At 66.9% G+C, this 16673-nt stretch carries 18 protein-coding genes; 8 read left to right on the forward strand and 10 right to left on the reverse strand.

Annotated features, from left to right (window positions below):
* Positions 1-121: 121 nt before the first annotated feature.
* On the forward strand, positions 122-568 hold the full coding sequence (locus ACIBCN_RS07055; protein ID WP_396990586.1) for a nuclear transport factor 2 family protein: 447 nt from the start codon (positions 122-124) through the stop codon (positions 566-568).
* 29 nt (positions 569-597) lie between these two features.
* Here ACIBCN_RS07055 and ACIBCN_RS07060 read toward each other — a convergent pair whose 3' ends face one another.
* The 5 genes from ACIBCN_RS07060 to ACIBCN_RS07080 form a co-directional block, all read right to left on the reverse strand.
* Entirely contained in the window at positions 598-1473 is an 876-nt protein-coding gene (locus tag ACIBCN_RS07060; protein WP_396990587.1) for a lysophospholipid acyltransferase family protein, read from the reverse strand.
* Between the two features lie 25 nt (positions 1474-1498).
* A complete protein-coding gene (locus tag ACIBCN_RS07065) occupies positions 1499-2299 on the reverse strand; it encodes a hypothetical protein (protein ID WP_396990588.1) in 801 nt (266 codons plus the stop codon).
* Positions 2296-2886: a hypothetical protein gene (locus tag ACIBCN_RS07070; RefSeq protein ID WP_396990589.1), complete on the reverse strand. Its 591-nt coding sequence runs from the start codon at positions 2884-2886 to the stop codon at positions 2296-2298. The genes ACIBCN_RS07065 and ACIBCN_RS07070 overlap by 4 nt, the downstream gene beginning before the upstream one ends.
* Before the next feature lie 126 nt (positions 2887-3012).
* Entirely contained in the window at positions 3013-3201 is a 189-nt protein-coding gene (locus ACIBCN_RS07075; protein WP_396990590.1) for a ferredoxin, read from the reverse strand.
* Complete coding sequence (locus ACIBCN_RS07080; RefSeq protein WP_396990591.1) at positions 3198-4667, reverse strand: cytochrome P450; 1470 nt, start codon at positions 4665-4667, stop codon at positions 3198-3200. The genes ACIBCN_RS07075 and ACIBCN_RS07080 overlap by 4 nt, the downstream gene beginning before the upstream one ends.
* A 103-nt stretch (positions 4668-4770) precedes the next feature.
* On the opposite strand from ACIBCN_RS07080, the gene ACIBCN_RS07085 reads away from it, so the two are divergent.
* Positions 4771-5433 (forward strand): TetR/AcrR family transcriptional regulator, encoded by a 663-nt coding sequence (locus ACIBCN_RS07085; RefSeq protein WP_396990592.1) that lies wholly within the window; start codon positions 4771-4773, stop codon positions 5431-5433.
* 206 nt (positions 5434-5639) lie between these two features.
* Entirely contained in the window at positions 5640-6755 is a 1116-nt protein-coding gene (locus tag ACIBCN_RS07090; protein ID WP_396990593.1) for a hypothetical protein, read from the forward strand.
* A gap of 1 nt (position 6756) precedes the next feature.
* On the opposite strand, the gene ACIBCN_RS07095 is transcribed toward ACIBCN_RS07090, so the two are convergent.
* From ACIBCN_RS07095 to ACIBCN_RS07110, 4 genes are all read right to left on the reverse strand, one after another.
* Positions 6757-8286, reverse strand: a complete 1530-nt coding sequence (locus tag ACIBCN_RS07095) for an FAD-dependent monooxygenase (RefSeq protein WP_396990594.1) — start codon at positions 8284-8286, stop codon at positions 6757-6759.
* Between the two features lie 76 nt (positions 8287-8362).
* Entirely contained in the window at positions 8363-9373 is a 1011-nt protein-coding gene (locus ACIBCN_RS07100; RefSeq protein ID WP_396990595.1) for a DNA topoisomerase IB, read from the reverse strand.
* A gap of 66 nt (positions 9374-9439) precedes the next feature.
* Positions 9440-9634 carry a general stress protein gene (locus tag ACIBCN_RS07105; protein ID WP_378725710.1) on the reverse strand — a complete coding sequence of 65 codons (195 nt, stop codon included), beginning with the start codon at positions 9632-9634 and terminating at the stop codon, positions 9440-9442.
* 100 nt (positions 9635-9734) lie between these two features.
* On the reverse strand, positions 9735-11003 hold the full coding sequence (locus ACIBCN_RS07110; protein ID WP_396990596.1) for a glycosyltransferase 87 family protein: 1269 nt from the start codon (positions 11001-11003) through the stop codon (positions 9735-9737).
* 128 nt (positions 11004-11131) lie between these two features.
* Here ACIBCN_RS07110 and ACIBCN_RS07115 point away from each other — a divergent pair, with 128 nt between their 5' ends.
* Genes ACIBCN_RS07115 through ACIBCN_RS07125 form a run of 3 tightly spaced genes read left to right on the forward strand, consistent with a single transcriptional unit; the run spans position 11132 to position 12813 of the window.
* Positions 11132-11761: a flavodoxin family protein gene (locus ACIBCN_RS07115; RefSeq protein ID WP_396990597.1), complete on the forward strand. Its 630-nt coding sequence runs from the start codon at positions 11132-11134 to the stop codon at positions 11759-11761.
* Positions 11761-12390 (forward strand): UdgX family uracil-DNA binding protein, encoded by a 630-nt coding sequence (locus ACIBCN_RS07120; RefSeq protein ID WP_396990598.1) that lies wholly within the window; start codon positions 11761-11763, stop codon positions 12388-12390. Before ACIBCN_RS07115 ends, ACIBCN_RS07120 begins: the two co-directional genes overlap by 1 nt.
* A gap of 30 nt (positions 12391-12420) precedes the next feature.
* The gene (locus ACIBCN_RS07125) at positions 12421-12813 is read left to right on the forward strand and encodes an ankyrin repeat domain-containing protein (RefSeq protein WP_396990599.1); all 393 of its coding nucleotides are present in this window, start codon (positions 12421-12423) and stop codon (positions 12811-12813) included.
* A 3-nt stretch (positions 12814-12816) separates the two neighbouring features.
* On the opposite strand, the gene ACIBCN_RS07130 is transcribed toward ACIBCN_RS07125, so the two are convergent.
* Complete coding sequence (locus ACIBCN_RS07130; RefSeq protein WP_396990600.1) at positions 12817-14187, reverse strand: FAD-dependent oxidoreductase; 1371 nt, start codon at positions 14185-14187, stop codon at positions 12817-12819.
* Positions 14188-14345: 158 nt separating this feature from the next.
* Here ACIBCN_RS07130 and ACIBCN_RS07135 point away from each other — a divergent pair, with 158 nt between their 5' ends.
* Entirely contained in the window at positions 14346-15902 is a 1557-nt protein-coding gene (locus ACIBCN_RS07135) for an amino acid permease (protein ID WP_396990601.1), read from the forward strand.
* Positions 15903-15964: 62 nt separating this feature from the next.
* Positions 15965-16660 (forward strand): hypothetical protein, encoded by a 696-nt coding sequence (locus tag ACIBCN_RS07140; RefSeq protein ID WP_396990602.1) that lies wholly within the window; start codon positions 15965-15967, stop codon positions 16658-16660.
* Positions 16661-16673 lie beyond the last annotated feature (13 nt).

Raw genomic sequence — 16673 nt, forward strand, 5'->3', positions numbered from 1 at the left:
CACAAGGCATAACCCCCTCCCGCCTCCGCCACCGCTGCGACACTGAGCTTTCGGCTATTGATTCCCGGGCTCGAGCCTGGTGGCATAGCGCCAAGGAGATCGGCGCGACTCGGAGGCAAACATGCTGTCCCTACAGGAGATTTCGGACCGCCTGGAGATCCAGGACCTCATAGTCCGGTATTCCCACGCGGTCGACACCGGACAGTGGGACCTGCTCGACGACATCTTCACCGATGACGCGCACATCGATTACACCGCGATGGGCGGCTCGGCAGGCGATGTAGCGGCGACGAAGAAATTCCTTGCCGCCATGTTGCCGAACTTCCCCGCGTTCCAACACTTGATCAGCAATTCCGCGATCACCGTCGACGGCGACACCGCCACCGGACGGACCATGTGTCACAACCCGATGATGCTGGCCGGCGGTGACGGCCCGCCGAGTCTGATGCTGTGCGGGCTGTGGTACCTGGACACCTTCGCCCGCGTCGACGGCCAATGGCGGATCGCGCGGCGGGTCGAGGAGAAGAGCTACATGTTCGTCGCACAGGCCCTACCCGGCACGAGCTGAACACTGCCCGGCGCTGAATCGGCTGCTCATCAGCCGACGATGGGCAGCCCGCGCTCGTCCGCGAGGCCGCTCAGTGCCTCCTGCATGACGCCGGTGACGTGCTCGTAAGCCGCTTCCAGATCAAGCTCCGGTCCCAGCTCGGCACGCAGATCGATCGGCTCGAGGAACTCGACGGTGACCTTGCTCGGCAACGGAATGTGCCCGGCGAGATCGCCCACATTGAGCCCCCACGGCAGGGCGAGCGAGATGGGAAACACCTTCAGCCGCAACATCTGATCCAACCGCAGCAGCCGGGCCAGCCGGTCCCCGCGCGACAGCATCAACGCGGTCTGCTGGGCACCCATGTTGACCATCGGCACGATGGGAACGTTTTCATCCCAGGCCAATTGGAGAAACCCGGTGCGCCCGGCGAAGTCAATCTCGTCCTCTTTCCAGGTGGGGCGGTGCACCTCCCAGTCACCACCGGGATACACCAGCACCACCGCCCCGTCCCGGAGCACCTGACGAGCGCTGTCCGGGTCCGCACCGACCGTGCCGAAGCGGCGCAACAACGTGCCGATGACCGGATAGGCCATCACCATGTCGTGCGCCAACTGGAAGAACGGGCGGTGCGGACCGAACCGGCGCACGAATGCCAACGTGGCGACCATGACCTCCGGTGAGACGTTGCCCCCGGAATGATTGCCGACCAACAGGACCGGGCCCTCGACCGGGATCCGGTCGAGACCCCTGACCTCCGCGCGGAAGTACAGCCGCGCGAACAACCAGCCGGGACCCACGGTGTCGATGATGAATTCGGGATCCCGCTCGGCCGGGTCGGCCGCGGGGACCCGCGCGTTCACCTGCTTGGACACCCAGTCGGCCACCTGGTCGATCCGGTCGGTCGGCAATCGAAACAAGTTCATGGACAACGCCTTCCGCTAGGGCCGCTTACGACTCGATCGACAGCAACCGGTGGAAGAAGCCCCGATAGCCGCGTAGCGCCTGGCGCAGATCCTCGGTATCCGCGTCCTGCACACCGGAAGTCCGCTCCTCGAGCACCCGCTTGCGCTCCGCGATGGCGGTGGTCAACTGATAGATGATGTCGGTGACGATCTGGTCCGCCTGGGTGACCGCGTCCCGGGGGTTGTCGACGAAGGTGCCCTGCACCTCACGCCACTTGGTGCGCAGTTGGTCGAGATCGGTGTCGGCGAACAGTGGAGTGTCGACGTCGTCGAGCGAAGTCTGTTGCCGTTCAGCACTATTGCCCGTGGTGGTCGACTGTTCCGGCGCTGCGGGCGTGACCTGATCCGGCGCGACGGTCTGGTCCGCTTCGGTCGCGGCGGAGACACCACCCTCGTCGGCATCGCTGGCCGCGGTCGGTTGGGCGTCGTAGTCGTAGTCGGCGGTGCTCGTCGCCGCGGGTTGCGCGTCGAAGTCCGCCTTGGTGGCCCCCTCCCCGCCCGCGTTCGCCGTGGTCGCGCGCTCCGACTCCGCGCCGTACTCCGTCGCGCTCGCGCCCGCCGGCTCGACATCCGAATCCGTCGTGCTCGCCCGCTGGGATTCGGTGTCCGCCGCTGTCGTGTTCGCGTCATGCTCGGCGAGTCCGGTCTCCGATTCGCTTGCCACCCGGTCACTCTCGGTGTCGTCGCGGTCACCATGCCAGGACGACGAACTCGCCTCCTGCTCACTCAGCGGGATACTTTCGGTGGACTTATCGGAATGCACGGTGCGCTCGTATTCGGTACTCATGACAGTGCTTTCTTGTCGTGCTCGGAATTCTTGTCAGCTGTCTTCTTGTCGTCACCCGCACCATTGAGCAAGTCCTGGAACAGCTCTCGGTAGTGCACGATGGCGGTGCGCCGGTCCTCGGTGGACACCTCGGTGCCGGTCGCCCTGGTCGCGATCTCGTGGGCGGCGCGGTAGTGGCCGAGCGGCGCCGCGTGTTCCACGGACAGATCGGCGACCTGCTGGTCGAAATTCTCGGTGGGATAACCGCGTTGGCCCATCACCGTCGTCAGCAACCGATCGGCGGCCTGCAGCGCCTCGGCCGGATCGTCGATGAACCGCTCCTGCACCTCGACCCACTCCGCGGTGTAGAGCTGCTTCTGCTCCGGGGTCAGCGCACGCAGTTCCAGTTCGGCGTGGCGCTTTTCCCGTTCGGCCAGTTCACGTTCGGCCGCCCGGCGGTCGTCGTGTTCCTCGACCGTCCGGTCGTACTCGGGTCCGAACTTGCCGCGCAGCCGCTGCCTGCGCACCATGGGCCACACCAATAACGCGACGACCAACGCCGCGACGACGACCAGAACGATCACAATGATCAACACTCCAGACGACATCTGTACCTCCTTGCCGAGCCTGTCGTATTCGGACAGGGAATGCCTCGCCGCCAAGGTTCCAAACTCTTGATCTCGCCCGGATCTCCGCAAATACGAAGCCATCTCCCGCGCACCGCGGCTCGGGAATCAGGTCAGGCGGAGGGCCTCGACCGGGCAGCTGTCCACGGCAAGTCGGAGGAGGTCGTGGTTACTTTCGTCGCTGTCGGCGGTGGACGGCTCGACGATGCCGTCGTCTCCGACACGGAACAGGTTGGGGGCCAAGGCTTCACACATACCGTGGCCTTCGCAGCGGGTGCGGTCGGCGGTGATCCTCATGCGGGCAGTCGTTCCAGGCGGATGGGCAGGCCGTCGGCGGGCATGGGGCCGGTGCCCGATACCAGCGGGACCTCGTAGCCCGGCTGGACGGACCAGCTGTATTGCAACAACATTTGATGCAGAAGGGCTTTGACGGTCATGCCGCCGAAGTACAAGCCGATGCACTTGTGCGCGCCGCCGCCGAACGGCGCCCAGGCGAGCCGGTGGGATTTGTCCTCGCGACGGTCGGCGGCGAATCGCTCCGGATCGAAAACGTCGGGGTGGTGCCAGTAGTCCTCGGTGCGCATCATCGGGTACGCGCCGATCATGACCAGCGTGCCCTTCGGCACGTAGTAGCCGAGAATGTCGGTGTCCCTGGTGGTTTCGCGCACCTGCTGCGCCACCGGCGAGTACATGCGCAGCGTCTCTTTGAAGGCCAGGTCCAGGCCGGGCAGCTGATCGAGGTCGCCGTAGTCGAGGGCGGGCTTGCCGAGGGCGCGGGATTCCGCGCGCAACCGATCCTGCCATTCCGGGTGGCGAGCGAGTTCGTAAACGAGCATGGACGCGGCGATCGTGCTGGTGTCGTGCGCGGCCATCATCACGAAGATCATGTGCTCGATCACCTCCGCATCCGAGAAGGCATGCCCCTCTTCGGTTTCGGCATGACACAGCACGCTGAACAGGTCGGTGCCGTCGCCCGCACGCTTGGCGGGCAGCTCGCGGCGGAAATAGTCGCCGAGAATCCGCCGTCCGCGAATGCCGCGCGACCATGCCCCGCCTGGCACGTTGGTGCGGATGAGCGCGGTCGCGCCGTGCACGGCATCCTCGAAAGCCCGTTCCAACACCACACTTTCGGGACCCAACTCGGCGCCGGCGAACACCTCGGTGGCCTGCGCGAGCAGGATCTGCTTGATCGCGTCGAAGACCAGGAAGTGCTCGCCCGGCCGCCACCCGGCGACGTCGCGGGTGATCCGCGGGGTCGTCAGGTCCAGGTAGCCGACCAGCCGGGGCCGGGTGAATGCCTGCTGCATGATCCGGCGATGGAACAGATGCTCGTCGAAATCCCGCAGCAGCAACCCGCCGCGAAAGAACGGGCCGATCAAGAACTCCCAGCCGCGTTGCGCCGAGAAGACCTTGTCGCGATCCATGAGCACAGCCTCGATGGCCGCGGGACTACCGACGCCGACCGTCTTGCGGCCGAGGATACCCATCCAGTTCACCGGCCCGTAGCGCTGAAAGCGCTTGCGTGTCAGGCCGATCGGATCACTCAGCGCGTGCAGGGTGTAGCCGATTCCCGGTGCGCCGAAATCGCCGGGCACCGGCCGCAATCCACTGCCCGGCGGCGGCTCGGCCAGCGCGAGCGCGGCGGACGGGTACCGACTGGCGACGCGAGCACCCCACGTTTGCGCACGTTTGGCGACTCGCGCACGTAAGCGACGGACATCCCCTTGGACATCGGTGACTTTCGGGGGAACCAGAAGACTCATGACGGCCGTCCCTTCGCGACGCTGCGATCCCTTCAGACCATATCGGAAACACACGTTTCCGTAAACATTTGTTTCCCGACTCCTCTTGTGCAAGGCTGCTCGGGTGACCCGAGCATTCAGCGGCACCTACCGCGGCACCTCGACCGCCGAACGCCGGGAGGATCGGCGCAGGCGGCTACTGGACACCGCCCTCGATATCGTCGGCACCCAGGGCCTTTCCGCGCTCACCGTGCGCGGGCTCTGCGAACAGGCCAAGGTCGGGCCCCGTTTCTTCTACGAGGCGTTCCCCGATCTGGACACGCTCGCGTCGGAGCTACTGCTGGAGATCCAGGACGCCGCGCTCGACACCGCGCGCGCGGCCGTCGCGGGCACCGATGGCGCGCCATCGGACAAGATCCGTGCCGGTGTCGCCGCCCTCATCATCGAACTCACCGACGACCCGCGCCGGGCCCAGGTCGTGTTCGCCCAGGCCTACGGCAGCGAAGCCTTGATGCGCAGCCGCTTCGACGGCATGCGCCGGGTCGCCGACGTCATCATCGAGCAGACCCGCCTGGTGCTCGACCTCCCCGCGGGCCACGACACCGCCGTCGCCGCGACCTCGCAGCTGATCACCGGCGGCGCCGCGGAACTGGTGCTGGTCTGGCTCGACGGCGGACTCGACGTCGACCGCGACGGTCTCATCGATCTACTGGTCGAGTTCACCATCTCGATGGTCGGCAGGCTCCCCGACGTCGCCCAGCGCTTGTCGGCGGGCCACGGGCGTTGATCCGGAACCCGTTACCCCTGGCGCCGACTACCGCACCAGGCATCGATCCCTTACGCTTTTGTTCGTGAACACGCGCACACGATTTCCGCACCCCGGGCCGTCAGTCGGCCGCGGGGTTCGCTGCGTGCGCCTGAACACGTAGTTCCTGTGGCCGTCGCCGGTTCGGGGGTTTCACCGAATCCGACTGGCTACCAAAGGAATTACTCATGCCTACCTATCTCACTCCGCTGGATCTGTCGCGCGCGCTGACCGTGCGAGACCTGAGCGACGCCGCGCAGGGATCACACGCCATGCAGGCACTGCTCGACGGGACCGTCGACGCGCTCGTCCGCGCGTGGGCGTCGACGGTGCGCGTGGTGCGCAATTCGCCGCTCGTCGCCGTCGTGGACAACTACGACAAGCTGGGCTACGACCCGGCCGACGTCACCCGCGATACGCGCTACACCCGCTACGTCAGCCCAACCACCATGTTGCGCAGCCACACCAGCGCCGACATCCCCGAAACCCTGCGGTGCTATACGGAGGTGACCACCGAGGTCGACGACCTCATCGTCATCCCGGGCCTGGTCTACCGCAGGGACGTCGTCGATCGAATCCACGTGGGCGAACCCCATCAGGTCGACCTCTGGCGGCTACGGTCGCGCCCGGACACCGGCGACGGCGACGTGCAGGCCATGGTCGCCCACCTGGTCGAGGCCGTACTCCCCGGTGCCGAATGGCGTACGACGCCCGCCCGGCACCCCTACACCGCGCTCGGACGGCAAGTAGACGTGCGCCTCGGCGACGAGTGGCTGGAACTCGCCGAATGCGGTCTCATCGCCGACCATGTCCTCGCGGGCGCCGGGCTCGATCCCACGCAGTGGTCCGGCACCGCGCTCGGCATGGGCCTGGACCGAGCGCTGATGCTGCGCAAGGGAATTCCCGATATCCGCTATCTGCGGTCCACCAACCCGCGCATCGCCGATCAGCTGCTGGATCTGTCGCCATGGCGCCCGGTTTCGATGCTGCCGCCGATCCGCCGCGATCTGTCGGTGGTGACCGCCGACGACACCGACGACGAAACCCTCGGCGACACCGTGCGAAAGGTGCTGCACGATCGGGTCGACGACATCGAGTCGGTACTCGTCACGGCACGGACGCCGTGGGCCGAGCTTTCCGAAAAGGCAAGGGAACGACTCGAAATCGTCCCCGGCCAGACGAATGCCGTTGTCCGACTGATCCTCCGGCCGCTGTCCCGTACCCTCACCGACGAGGAAGCCAACGCGCTGCGCAATCAGGTGTATCTCGCGATACACATCGGCCCGCGGCTGGAGCTGGCATGAACTACGCCGCGGCACCGAACCAACGGACCAGCGCCGCTTCCAGTCCGTCCCGGCTGCCGGAGTCAGCGGCCCACGCCACGAATCCGTCGGGACGAACCAGCATCGCCGTCAGAGCGCCAGGTTTCACCGTCTTGGCGGTGACCACCCGCACCTCAGGCGCCCAACGTGCCGCCACCGCACGCAATTTCGCCGAATCGGCCAAATCGAACAGCACCGCCCCACCGCCTTCGAAGTGGTTCCCGATCCTGGTCCCGTCCGACAACTCGAAGTCCGGCACCGCGGCACCGGCACGTTCATGCCCGCCGCCGAGGTCGTAGCGGTGCAGCACACCGGAAATCTTCTGGAACACCGTAGTCGCGGCTTCGCGGGCGCCGAGCAGTTCGGTCAGCACCGCGCGAAGTGCCCTGCTGCGCTGGTCGGTTCGCATCAGGGCAACCTGCGCCCTGGTCCATTCCAGCACCCAGGCACCGATCGGATGCCGCTCGGTGGTGTAGGTGTCGAGCAGGCCCAGCTGCGCCCGGCCGTGCACCACCGCGGCCAGCTTCCAGCCGAGGTTCACCGCGTCACCGACGCCCAGGTTCAGTCCCTGCCCGCCGAACGGCGAATGCACATGTGCCGCATCGCCGGCCAGCAACACCCGGCCCTTGCGATACTCGGTGACCTGACGGGTGTTGTCGGTGAACCGGGTGGCCGAACGCACGGCGGTGATCTCCACCGGAACACCGGACACCGCACGCAGACTCGCCTGTAGCTCCGCGATGGTGATCCGCGCGTCCCGGTCGGCGGGCGGCCCGTCCATCTCCACGGTGAGGATGCGCCCCGTCGGCGGGTTGTAGACGTACATGCCGGTTTCGGTCGTCGCCCACCCTGGCGTCAGAGCTTCGGCCCCGGTCATCTCGACGATGGCTTGATGCCCGGTCAGTTCCGGGTCGACGCCCGGAAAGTCGAATCCGGTCAGCTTGCGCACGGTGCTGCGGCCGCCGTCGCAGCCGATCAGCCAGCCTGCCCGAATAGTGTTGTCGCCGAGCCGGATCGTGACGCCGTCGCCATCGTCGGTGAAATCGGCGAGCTCGACACCGCGCCGCACGGTGACGCCCAACTCGGCGGCGCGCCGCCCGAGGGTGGCCTCGATGTACTGCTGCGGCACCAGGAACACCTCGCCGGCGGGGCCCAAGTCAGCGAAGGCAGGATTGCCGAAGTCGACAACGCCGACGTCGAGCATGACGCCCGCGAAATGCCCCGCGAACACCGGCTTGGGCCGCTCGGTACGGGCCGACTCGGTGCGATCCCGCACGAACAATCCCATCCGCTCCCGCGCCCGCTCCTGGTCGGCGATCAATTCCGGCAGCAGCCCACGCCGGTAGAACGCTTGCGCGGTAGGCACATTGATCCCCGCGGCCTTGAGCGTCTGATCGATCTCGTCGAGCCGCTCGACCACGAGAACATGCACCCCGGCGAGCCCCAATTCGCATGCCAGCATCAGCCCGATAGGCCCGGCCCCGGCTACCACCACATCAAATGTCTCATTCATGAATCCGACTGTGCCGTCGGACCATTGCGGCACCCTTGCACCGCCCTTGCGCGCGCCTTACCGCCCAGTCAGCGGGTCACTTCGTCTTGCGAAGCAGCCGGATCACCGCCTGGTCGACCAGCTCTCGGCGGGCGTCATCGGAGTCGGCCCGCCGCGCGCGACGCAGTGCCGCGGCGATCGTCGACCCGTTCTCGAAAGCCGTCACCACGCGCGGATCGACATACGAGTTACGCGCGACTGTCGGCGTGTTGCCCAGTGCCGTCGCGACGTCTTCCATGACCTTCTTCACCACCGCTTTGCGGCCCCGTATCGACGCCGGGCGTTCGACCGACGCGAAGTCCGCCGCCGCCAAAACCGTTGCCTGCCAAGTGCGCAGGTCTTTGGCGCTGCACTCGCAACACGCCAGTTCCTTGAAGCGCAGGTTGATGTCGTCGGCGTGCAATTCGCGATAGCCGCTGCCGTTGCGATAGACGAGCAGCCGTGGCGAGTCGGATCCGCAACGCTGCAGCGCCCGAATAGTCTTGGCCACCAACGGTTCCCGGATACTCACCCGCCGCCGAATGCCGCCCTTGGCCGGATAGTCGAACAGCATCTCGTCACCGGAGAGCCGCACCTGCGTACGCAGCAGGGTGGCGACGCCGCGCGTGCCGTGTTCCTCCGCGTATGCCTCACCGCCGACCCGGAAAACGCCACGGTCCAGCAGTTCGATCGCCACCGCCTCGGCGCGCCGCCTGCTCAACCCCTTGGACGACAGGTCGGCCCTGACCTGCCGTCGCACCTCGGGTAATCGGGCGGCCAGCTCGAGCACCCGGTCGAACTTCTCCTCGTCCCGTTCCCTGCGCCATTGCTCGTGATACAGGTACTGCCGCCGACCGGCCGCATCCGTACCCACCGCCTGCACGTGGCCGTTGGGGTGTGGGGAAATCCACACCTTGCGCCACGCGGGCGGGATCACCAAAGCTTTGATGCGGTCGAGGGTTTCGTCGTCGGTTACCGCGGCACCGTCGGTGGTCGTATAGGAAAACCCGCGGCCACGCCTGACCCGGGTCAGGCCGGAGCCGTTGATCGTGCTGCGGCGCAAGCGCATCGGGCTACCATCCCCTCGGGACGGAGGATGGGCGAGGCAGCTGCCTCGCCCATCGACTGTTTTCGACTATCGGTTCAGGTGGCTGCGTTCGCCGCCGAGGCGCTTGGCCGCGGTCGGCTGCGCCGCCGCGCCCTTTTTGCCTGCCTCGCTCGCGCGTTTCGGGTCGTTGTCGAAGCTGCCGCTACTCGCCTTGCCACCTTGGCTGGCGATCTTGCGCTGCTGCTCCGCGTCCATGGCGGCAAAGCCACGTCGGGCGGCCATGAATCCCTCCTTGCCTCGAGTAATTCTGTCGGCGACGGCAGGGTGCCGTCACTGACGGCCCTACCCGGGGATCACGGCAGCAAACACTAAGTGGTCAGAATCAGTGCTGCGGGACGAGCGCGGGCACGGGTTCCGGCACCCGTGCCGCGCGGCGGCCCGCGACGAAATACAGCGCGACGAGCAGGACGCTGAACCACACGTAGGTGTTACCGATGATGTGTTGCCATGGCGTCCACTGGGTTTCGCGATGCTCGCCGTCGGGCAGCCAGTTTTGCGGGCCATACACGAAGACCGCGGTCATCACGGCGATGGTGATCCACCAGCCGATGGCCTGCCTGCGCGGCAACAGCGTGGCGTAGCCGATCGCGCCGGCCAGCGCCGGGGCGATCCAGACCCAGTGGTGCGACCAGGAAATCGGGGACAGCAGCAGGGTGAAGACCGCGTTGATGGCGAGCGCGAGCGGCGGGAAGTCGGCGGCCCGCCGCATGGCGGCGACCACCAGCACCAACAGCGCGGCACCGAGCACCAGCCACACGATGGTGAACAGCGGCTTGGGCACCTGCAACCGGGACAGCACCGCCTGGATCGACTGGTTCGTGTGGAACGCCGATCCGCTCAAGCCGGACACATTGCCCATGCCGCCGAACCAGTACTTCGCGGACTCGTGCGGCAGCACGGCGAAGCCGAGCGCGGTAGCCGCCGCGCCGGTCGCCGCCGCCGTTGCCGCCGACTTGTAGTCGCGGCGCACCAGGAAATACAGCACGAACGCGGCGGGCGTCAGCTTGATGGCCGCGGCGACGCCGATCAGCATGCCGCGCCGCCAGCGCGGTTTTATCGCCAAGCAGTCGGCCGCGACCAGCGCCATCAGCAGCAGGTTCACCTGACCGAAGTCCAGCGTCGAATGCACCGGTTCGAGCAGCAGCGCCAGCGGTGTCGCGCACGCGGTCGCCACCAGGACCAGCCTGCGCTGATCCTCGCCGGGCCAGACCCGCCGGGCGACCAGGTACATGGTGAGCGCCAGCGCGAGCACCGACGACACGAAGAAGGTGAACGCGGCCGCGTGCCAGGGCAGCAGCGCGAACGGGCTCAGCGCCAGCGCGGCGAACGGCGGATAGATGAACGGCAGCCCGGCGCCGATGGTGGTCTGCGGCAGCTGTCCGTACATGTCGTGGCCATGCCGTAGCGCGTCCACCCCGAGGCGATACACCTGTAGGTCGATGAACCCACCGGTGATCTTGTGGAAGGGCCAGGTCGGCAGCAGCAGGCAGAACGCGGCGAACGCGATACAGAGGACCGGTGCCAGCCACCCAACGACGCCGAGTCGACGGTTCTTGGCTTCCGGCTCAACGCGGGTGGTCACACTACTCATCCGCGGCGACTATACCGACCTATCCCGTCCGGTACACCAGGTGGGAGGGCCCTTCGGTGGCTTGCCGAGTGATCCCTCGCAAAACGGGTACCTCGCCAGCACGCTCCCACCCGAAGGAGGTCGACCCGATGACCGCGTTGACGGCTGTAGCGCTGGTGTGCAGTTTGAAGAAGTCGCCCGAACCGTCGAGCAGTGAACTGCTGGCCGGGCAGGTGCTCGACGAGCTCGAACGCCATGGTGTGGACGGCCGGGTGGTCCGGGTGGTCGACTACGACGTGCGGCCCGGGGTGAGCGCCGACGAGGGCGACGGGGATGCCTGGCCGATGCTGCGCGAGATGATCGCCGCCGCCGATATCGTCCTCATCGCGACACCGACCTGGGTCGGGCACATGTCGTCGGTGGCGCAGCGCGTGCTCGAACGGCTGGACGCGGAACTGTCGGAGACCGACGACGAGGGCAGGCCGAGCATGGTCGGCAAGGTCGCGATCGCCGCGGTGGTCGGCAACGAGGACGGCGCGCACAAGATCGTCGCGGATCTGTTCCAAGCGCTCAACGACATCGGGTTCACCATCCCCGCGCAGGGCGGCACCTACTGGAACGGGCAGGCGATGGGTTCGGTCGACTACAAGGATCTGTACCAGGTCCCCGACGCCGTCCAGCACGCCACGGAAGCGGTGGCCCGCAACGCCGCGCACCTGGCCGGGTTGCTGCGCGCCGAGGTCTATCCGGCCTACGCGCGCGAAACCCAGGAGGCGTGATGAAGGCCCCGGGCGCGGACGAGTTCGTCCCCGACACCCGGGATCTGGCGACGTTGCGCACCGCGTCCTGCGAGTGCCGGGGCTGCGACCTATACCGGCACGCGACGCAAACCGTCTTCGGGGAGGGTCCGGCGGACGCGGCGGTCGTGCTGGTCGGCGAGCAGCCCGGCGATCAGGAGGATCAACAGGGGCATCCCTTCGTCGGACCCGCCGGGCACCTGCTCGACCGTGCGCTGGCCGACGCCGGACTCGATCGCGAGACGCTCTATCTGACCAACGCCGTCAAGCACTTCAAGTTCGTCGAGCGCGGCAAGCGGCGGATCCACAAGCCACCGGGGCGCACCGAGATCGTCGCCTGCTCGGCCTGGATGACCGCCGAATTGGCGCTGATCCGGCCCAAGCTGGTCGTCTGCCTCGGCGCGATCGCGGCGCAGGCGGTGATCGACCCCGCCTTCAAGGTGAGTAAGCAACGCGGACACGTCATTTCGATGTCGGACTACCGGGCGATCGCCACGGTGCATCCGTCGGCGGTGCTGCGCGCGCCCGATCGGGCGGAGGCCTATGCGGCCTTCGTCGACGACCTGAAGAAGGTGCGCGCCGAGATGAGCAAGCGCGCGACCTCGCGCTGAGTGTCTTCGGGGCATGGTAGGAATGGGCCAATGGGCGCTGACATGGATCCGGAAATCATCGAGCTGGCCACCAAGCTGTTCGGCTTCGCGCGGCAGGGGGACGCCGCCTCGCTGGCCAGCTACGTGGATGCCGGGGTCTCCCCTGACCTGGCCAACGACTCGGGCGACACGCTGCTCATGCTGGCCGCCTACCACGGCCATCGCGATGCCGTCGCGGCGCTGCTCGATCGTGACGCCGACCCGAACCGGGCCAACGACAAGGGCCAAACCCCGTTGGCCGGTGCGGTTTTCAAGGGCGAGAACGAGATCGCCCGGCTGCTCATCGAATCGGGCGCCGACCCGGACGGGGGCACCCCGTCCGCCCGCGAGGCTGCCGTCATGTTCGGCAAGGCGGAGCTGCTGGAGCTGATGGCCGACTACTGAGCGCTACTCGCGCTCACGCACCGCGGTGACCGCCTTGCGCGCGGCCACCAGGATCGGATCCCACACCGGGGAGAACGGCGGCGCGTAGCCGAGATCGAGGGCGGTCATCTGCTCGACCGTCATGCGCGCGGTGAGCGCGACGGCGGCGATGTCCACCCGTTTGCCCGCGCCCTCGCGGCCGACGATCTGCGCGCCGAGCAGGCGACCGGTGCGGCGCTCGGCGAGCATCTTCACGGTCATCGTCGCGGCGTCGGGGTAATAGCCCGCGCGGCTGGTGGATTCGATGGTGACGGTGACGAACTGCAGACCCGCGGCTTGGGCGTCCTTCTCGCGCAAGCCGGTTCGCGCTACCTCGAGGTCGCAGACCTTGCTGACCGCGGTGCCGACGACACCCGGGAAGGTCGCGTAGCCGCCACCGACACCGGTGCCGATGATCTGGCCGTGCTTGTTGGCGTGGGTGCCAAGAGCGATATGGCGTTCACGCCCGGACACCAGGTCGAGCACCTCGACGCAATCGCCACCCGCCCAGATGTTTTCGTGGCCGCGCACCCGCATCGCCAGATCGGTGAGCAGTCCGCCGTGCTCCCCCAGCGGCAGGCCCGCCGCGCGGGCCAGTTCCGTGTCCGGGCGCACGCCGATGCCGAGCACCACAACATCCGCGCCGTATTCGGCACCGTCGGCGACCACCGCGCGGACCAGACCCTGTGCGTCGGTGCGAATCTCGCTGACCTCGGCATTGCCGACCACCTTGATCCCCATGCCGCACATGGCATCCCGGACCAGCGCACCCATGTCCGGGTCCATCGTCGACATCGGCTCGGGGCCGCGGTGCACCATCGTGACGTCGTAACCGCGCTGAATCAGCGCCTCCGCCATCTCGACCCCGATGTAGCCCGCGCCGACCACCACCGCGCGCTTGCCCTCGGTGCGTTCGAGGGTGTCGATCAGCGCTTGCCCGTCGTCGAGAGTCTGCACGCCGTGCACGCCCGGTGCGTCGATGCCGGGCAGCGGCGGACGGATCGGGCGGGCGCCGGTGGCGATGACGAGTTTGTCGTAGTCCGTCCATGATTCGGTGCTGGACTCGAGGTCACGGGCGCGTACCCGGCGGCCCGCGACATCGATCTCGGTCGCCTCGGTGCGCAGCCGCAGGTCGATGTCGTGGGATCGATGCTCCTCGGGCGTGCGGGCGATCAGCGCGTCCCGTTCGAGCACCTCGCCGCCCACCCAGTAGGGGATGCCGCACGCGGAGAACGAGGTGAACCGGCCCCGCTCGAACACCACGATCTCCAGCTCGCTCGCGCCCCGCAACCTGCGTGCCTGCGAGGCCGCCGACATGCCTGCCGCGTCACCACCGATGACCACCAGTCGCTCCATACGTCTCACGCTACGGCCGACGGCCGACGGGCCGTGGCAGGGGGTCGCCGCGATTTGCCGCGGTATTCCTGGTTGCCGTGCGGTCGACCCGGGATTACCTCAGACTGATCTTCTGGCAAACGCTGTGTGAGGGCAGCGTTTACACCCGGGAGCTGTATATGAGTGATACCCCGTCTCCGTCCGACGATGAACGTCGGCTCGCCGAACTCGGCTACAAGCAAGAATTGGCCCGATCCTGGTCCGGATTCTCGAACTTCGCCATCAGTTTCACCATCGTCTCCATCCTGACCGGCGGATTGGCCAGTTACGGAATCGGTTTGGCCAATGGCGGCCCGATTACCATGGCCTGGGGCTGGCCGCTCGTCTCGATCATGGTGCTGTTCATCGGCATGGCGATGGCCGAATTGGCGTCCGCGTATCCCACCTCCGGCGGCCTGTATTGGTGGGCGTCGCAGCTCGGCGGGCCGGTCTGGGGTTGGTTCACCGGGTGGTTCAACCTGATCGGCCAGATCGCGGTGACCGCGGCCATCGATTACGGGGCCGCGATCTTCACCACCGTGGTCTTGAATGTGATCGGCATCGATATCGGCACCGACCGCACCGCGATCTTCCTGGTTTTCCTGGTGATCCTGGTGCTGCACGCGGTGCTGAACGCGATCGGACCGCATCTGTCCGCGGTGATCAACAACATTTCCGCGTGGTGGCACGTCGGCGGTGTGGCGATATTCGTGCTGGTGCTCGCGTTCGGCGCGAATCATCATCAGAGCGTCGAGTTCGTGTTCACCAAGACCGTCGACAACGCCGGGGTCGGATTCGGCGGCGTCGCCTTCAGCTTCCTGCTCGGCCTGCTGCACGCGCAATACACCTTCACCGGCTACGACGCGTCCGCGCACATGTCCGAGGAAACCCACGACGCCTCGCGGATGGCGGCAAAAGGCATCATCAACACCATCGTGGTGTCGGCGATCGCCGGATATCTGCTCATCATGGCGGTGACCTTCGCGATTCCGAATCTCGACGACGCCCTCGATCCGACGAAGAACAGCGGCTATCCGGTGATCTACATCCTGGAGAACTCGCTCACGTCGTTCTGGTCCGGGCTGCTGCTGGTCATCGCCGCGATCGCGCAGTTGTTCTGCGGATACGCCTCGGTCACCTCGGCCTCGCGCATGCTGTTCGCGTTCGCCCGCGACGGCGCGGTGCCGGGATCGTCGCTCTGGTCGAAACTTTCGGCGAAGCGGGTGCCGGTGAACGCGGTGTTGTTCATCTCGGTCTTCGCGTTCGTGCTGTTGATTCCGTCGATGCTGGTGCCGGCCGAGAACGCGCCGACCGCCTACGCGGCCGCCACCTCGGTGGCCACCATCGGTCTCTACATCGCCTACGGAATACCCATCCTGCTGCGGCAGCTGCACGGGACCCGATTCCGCACCGGCCCTTGGCAACTCGGCCGCTGGTATCGCCCGATCGGCGTCGTCGCGCTGATCTGGATCGTCCTGATCAGCGTCTTGTTCATCCTGCCCACCGACGACCGCGGTTATCCGTGGAACAGCGAGTTCACCTGGAACACCGTCAACTACGCGCCGATCGCGCTGGTCGGCGTGGTCGGCGCGATCGGCATCTGGTGGCTGGTATCGGCGCGCACCTGGTTCACCGGGCCGAAGCGCACGGTCGAGCAGGCCCCCGACGCCGGTGACGAGACGACGGTCAACGCCTGAGTGGACGGCACCGAACGACTACTGGTTCGCGGTGTGTCGGTGCCGGTCGCTAGGTTCGTCACATGGAAAGGATCGACCTGGAAGACAATCCGACCATCGGTTGGATTGTTTTTCCGGGAAACCCGTGGCCGGACGGACATGCGATCGAGGAGTTCGCGTGGACCGGGCGGATCGACGAGAACGGCAATTTATGGTTCGACTTGCACCTGCGGTCGGCGGAGTATGTGGCCGCGGGAGAGCCGGAAAGTGGCATGGGGGCCGGGGATTGGTCGTCGCCTGACGTGTGGCAGAACTACCGGAGTTGCACGTTGTCGTCCACCTACTGGGGCGAGGACGACGGCACCGGATTGCTCGCCGCCACGCCCGGTAATCCATTCCAGCTGAAAGAGTTGACGCCACAACGATTGACGGCCGATCCGCTGCCGCTCATCGAGCTCGATCAGCTCGAATATCTCGCCTTCAACATCTACCTGCTCGGCCACGATTCGGTGGCCGACCAGGAGGTGGTTTTCACGCGCCGCGCCGACGGCACCCACGCCATCGACTGGCGGGGCCGCATCGCGCTGACCTATGTCGGCGACAATGACTTTCGCCATGAATTCGAGGCCCGCATCGCCGCGTCACTCGAATACATCCGATATCCGGCCAGCCTTTCCCTCGAGGAGGCGCACGACCATCTCCAGGCCGTCGTCGACGCGCCCGAGTTGTTCGAGACCGGGCTGGTAGACGGCCAACCGGCCTGGGTGCCGAAGCGGTAGCGACCGGACAGCG

This window comes from Nocardia sp. NPDC051052 (assembly GCF_044456045.1).
GTDB lineage: Bacteria > Actinomycetota > Actinomycetes > Mycobacteriales > Mycobacteriaceae > Nocardia.

Bases quoted from the DNA above. Each gene is read 5' to 3' on its own strand.
- ACIBCN_RS07055 (WP_396990586.1), top strand. From the start codon at position 122: ATGCTGTCCCTACAGGAGATTTCGGACCGCCTGGAGATCCAGGACCTC.
- ACIBCN_RS07060 (WP_396990587.1), bottom strand. From the start codon at position 1,473: ATGAACTTGTTTCGATTGCCGACCGACCGGATCGACCAGGTGGCCGAC.
- ACIBCN_RS07065 (WP_396990588.1), bottom strand. From the start codon at position 2,299: ATGAGTACCGAATACGAGCGCACCGTGCATTCCGATAAGTCCACCGAA.
- ACIBCN_RS07070 (WP_396990589.1), bottom strand. From the start codon at position 2,886: ATGTCGTCTGGAGTGTTGATCATTGTGATCGTTCTGGTCGTCGTCGCG.
- ACIBCN_RS07075 (WP_396990590.1), bottom strand. From the start codon at position 3,201: ATGAGGATCACCGCCGACCGCACCCGCTGCGAAGGCCACGGTATGTGT.
- ACIBCN_RS07080 (WP_396990591.1), bottom strand. From the start codon at position 4,667: ATGAGTCTTCTGGTTCCCCCGAAAGTCACCGATGTCCAAGGGGATGTC.
- ACIBCN_RS07090 (WP_396990593.1), top strand. From the start codon at position 5,640: ATGCCTACCTATCTCACTCCGCTGGATCTGTCGCGCGCGCTGACCGTG.
- ACIBCN_RS07095 (WP_396990594.1), bottom strand. From the start codon at position 8,286: ATGAATGAGACATTTGATGTGGTGGTAGCCGGGGCCGGGCCTATCGGG.
- ACIBCN_RS07100 (WP_396990595.1), bottom strand. From the start codon at position 9,373: ATGCGCTTGCGCCGCAGCACGATCAACGGCTCCGGCCTGACCCGGGTC.
- ACIBCN_RS07105 (WP_378725710.1), bottom strand. From the start codon at position 9,634: ATGGCCGCCCGACGTGGCTTTGCCGCCATGGACGCGGAGCAGCAGCGC.
- ACIBCN_RS07110 (WP_396990596.1), bottom strand. From the start codon at position 11,003: ATGAGTAGTGTGACCACCCGCGTTGAGCCGGAAGCCAAGAACCGTCGA.
- ACIBCN_RS07115 (WP_396990597.1), top strand. From the start codon at position 11,132: ATGACCGCGTTGACGGCTGTAGCGCTGGTGTGCAGTTTGAAGAAGTCG.
- ACIBCN_RS07120 (WP_396990598.1), top strand. From the start codon at position 11,761: ATGAAGGCCCCGGGCGCGGACGAGTTCGTCCCCGACACCCGGGATCTG.
- ACIBCN_RS07125 (WP_396990599.1), top strand. From the start codon at position 12,421: ATGGGCGCTGACATGGATCCGGAAATCATCGAGCTGGCCACCAAGCTG.
- ACIBCN_RS07130 (WP_396990600.1), bottom strand. From the start codon at position 14,187: ATGGAGCGACTGGTGGTCATCGGTGGTGACGCGGCAGGCATGTCGGCG.
- ACIBCN_RS07135 (WP_396990601.1), top strand. From the start codon at position 14,346: ATGAGTGATACCCCGTCTCCGTCCGACGATGAACGTCGGCTCGCCGAA.
- ACIBCN_RS07140 (WP_396990602.1), top strand. From the start codon at position 15,965: ATGGAAAGGATCGACCTGGAAGACAATCCGACCATCGGTTGGATTGTT.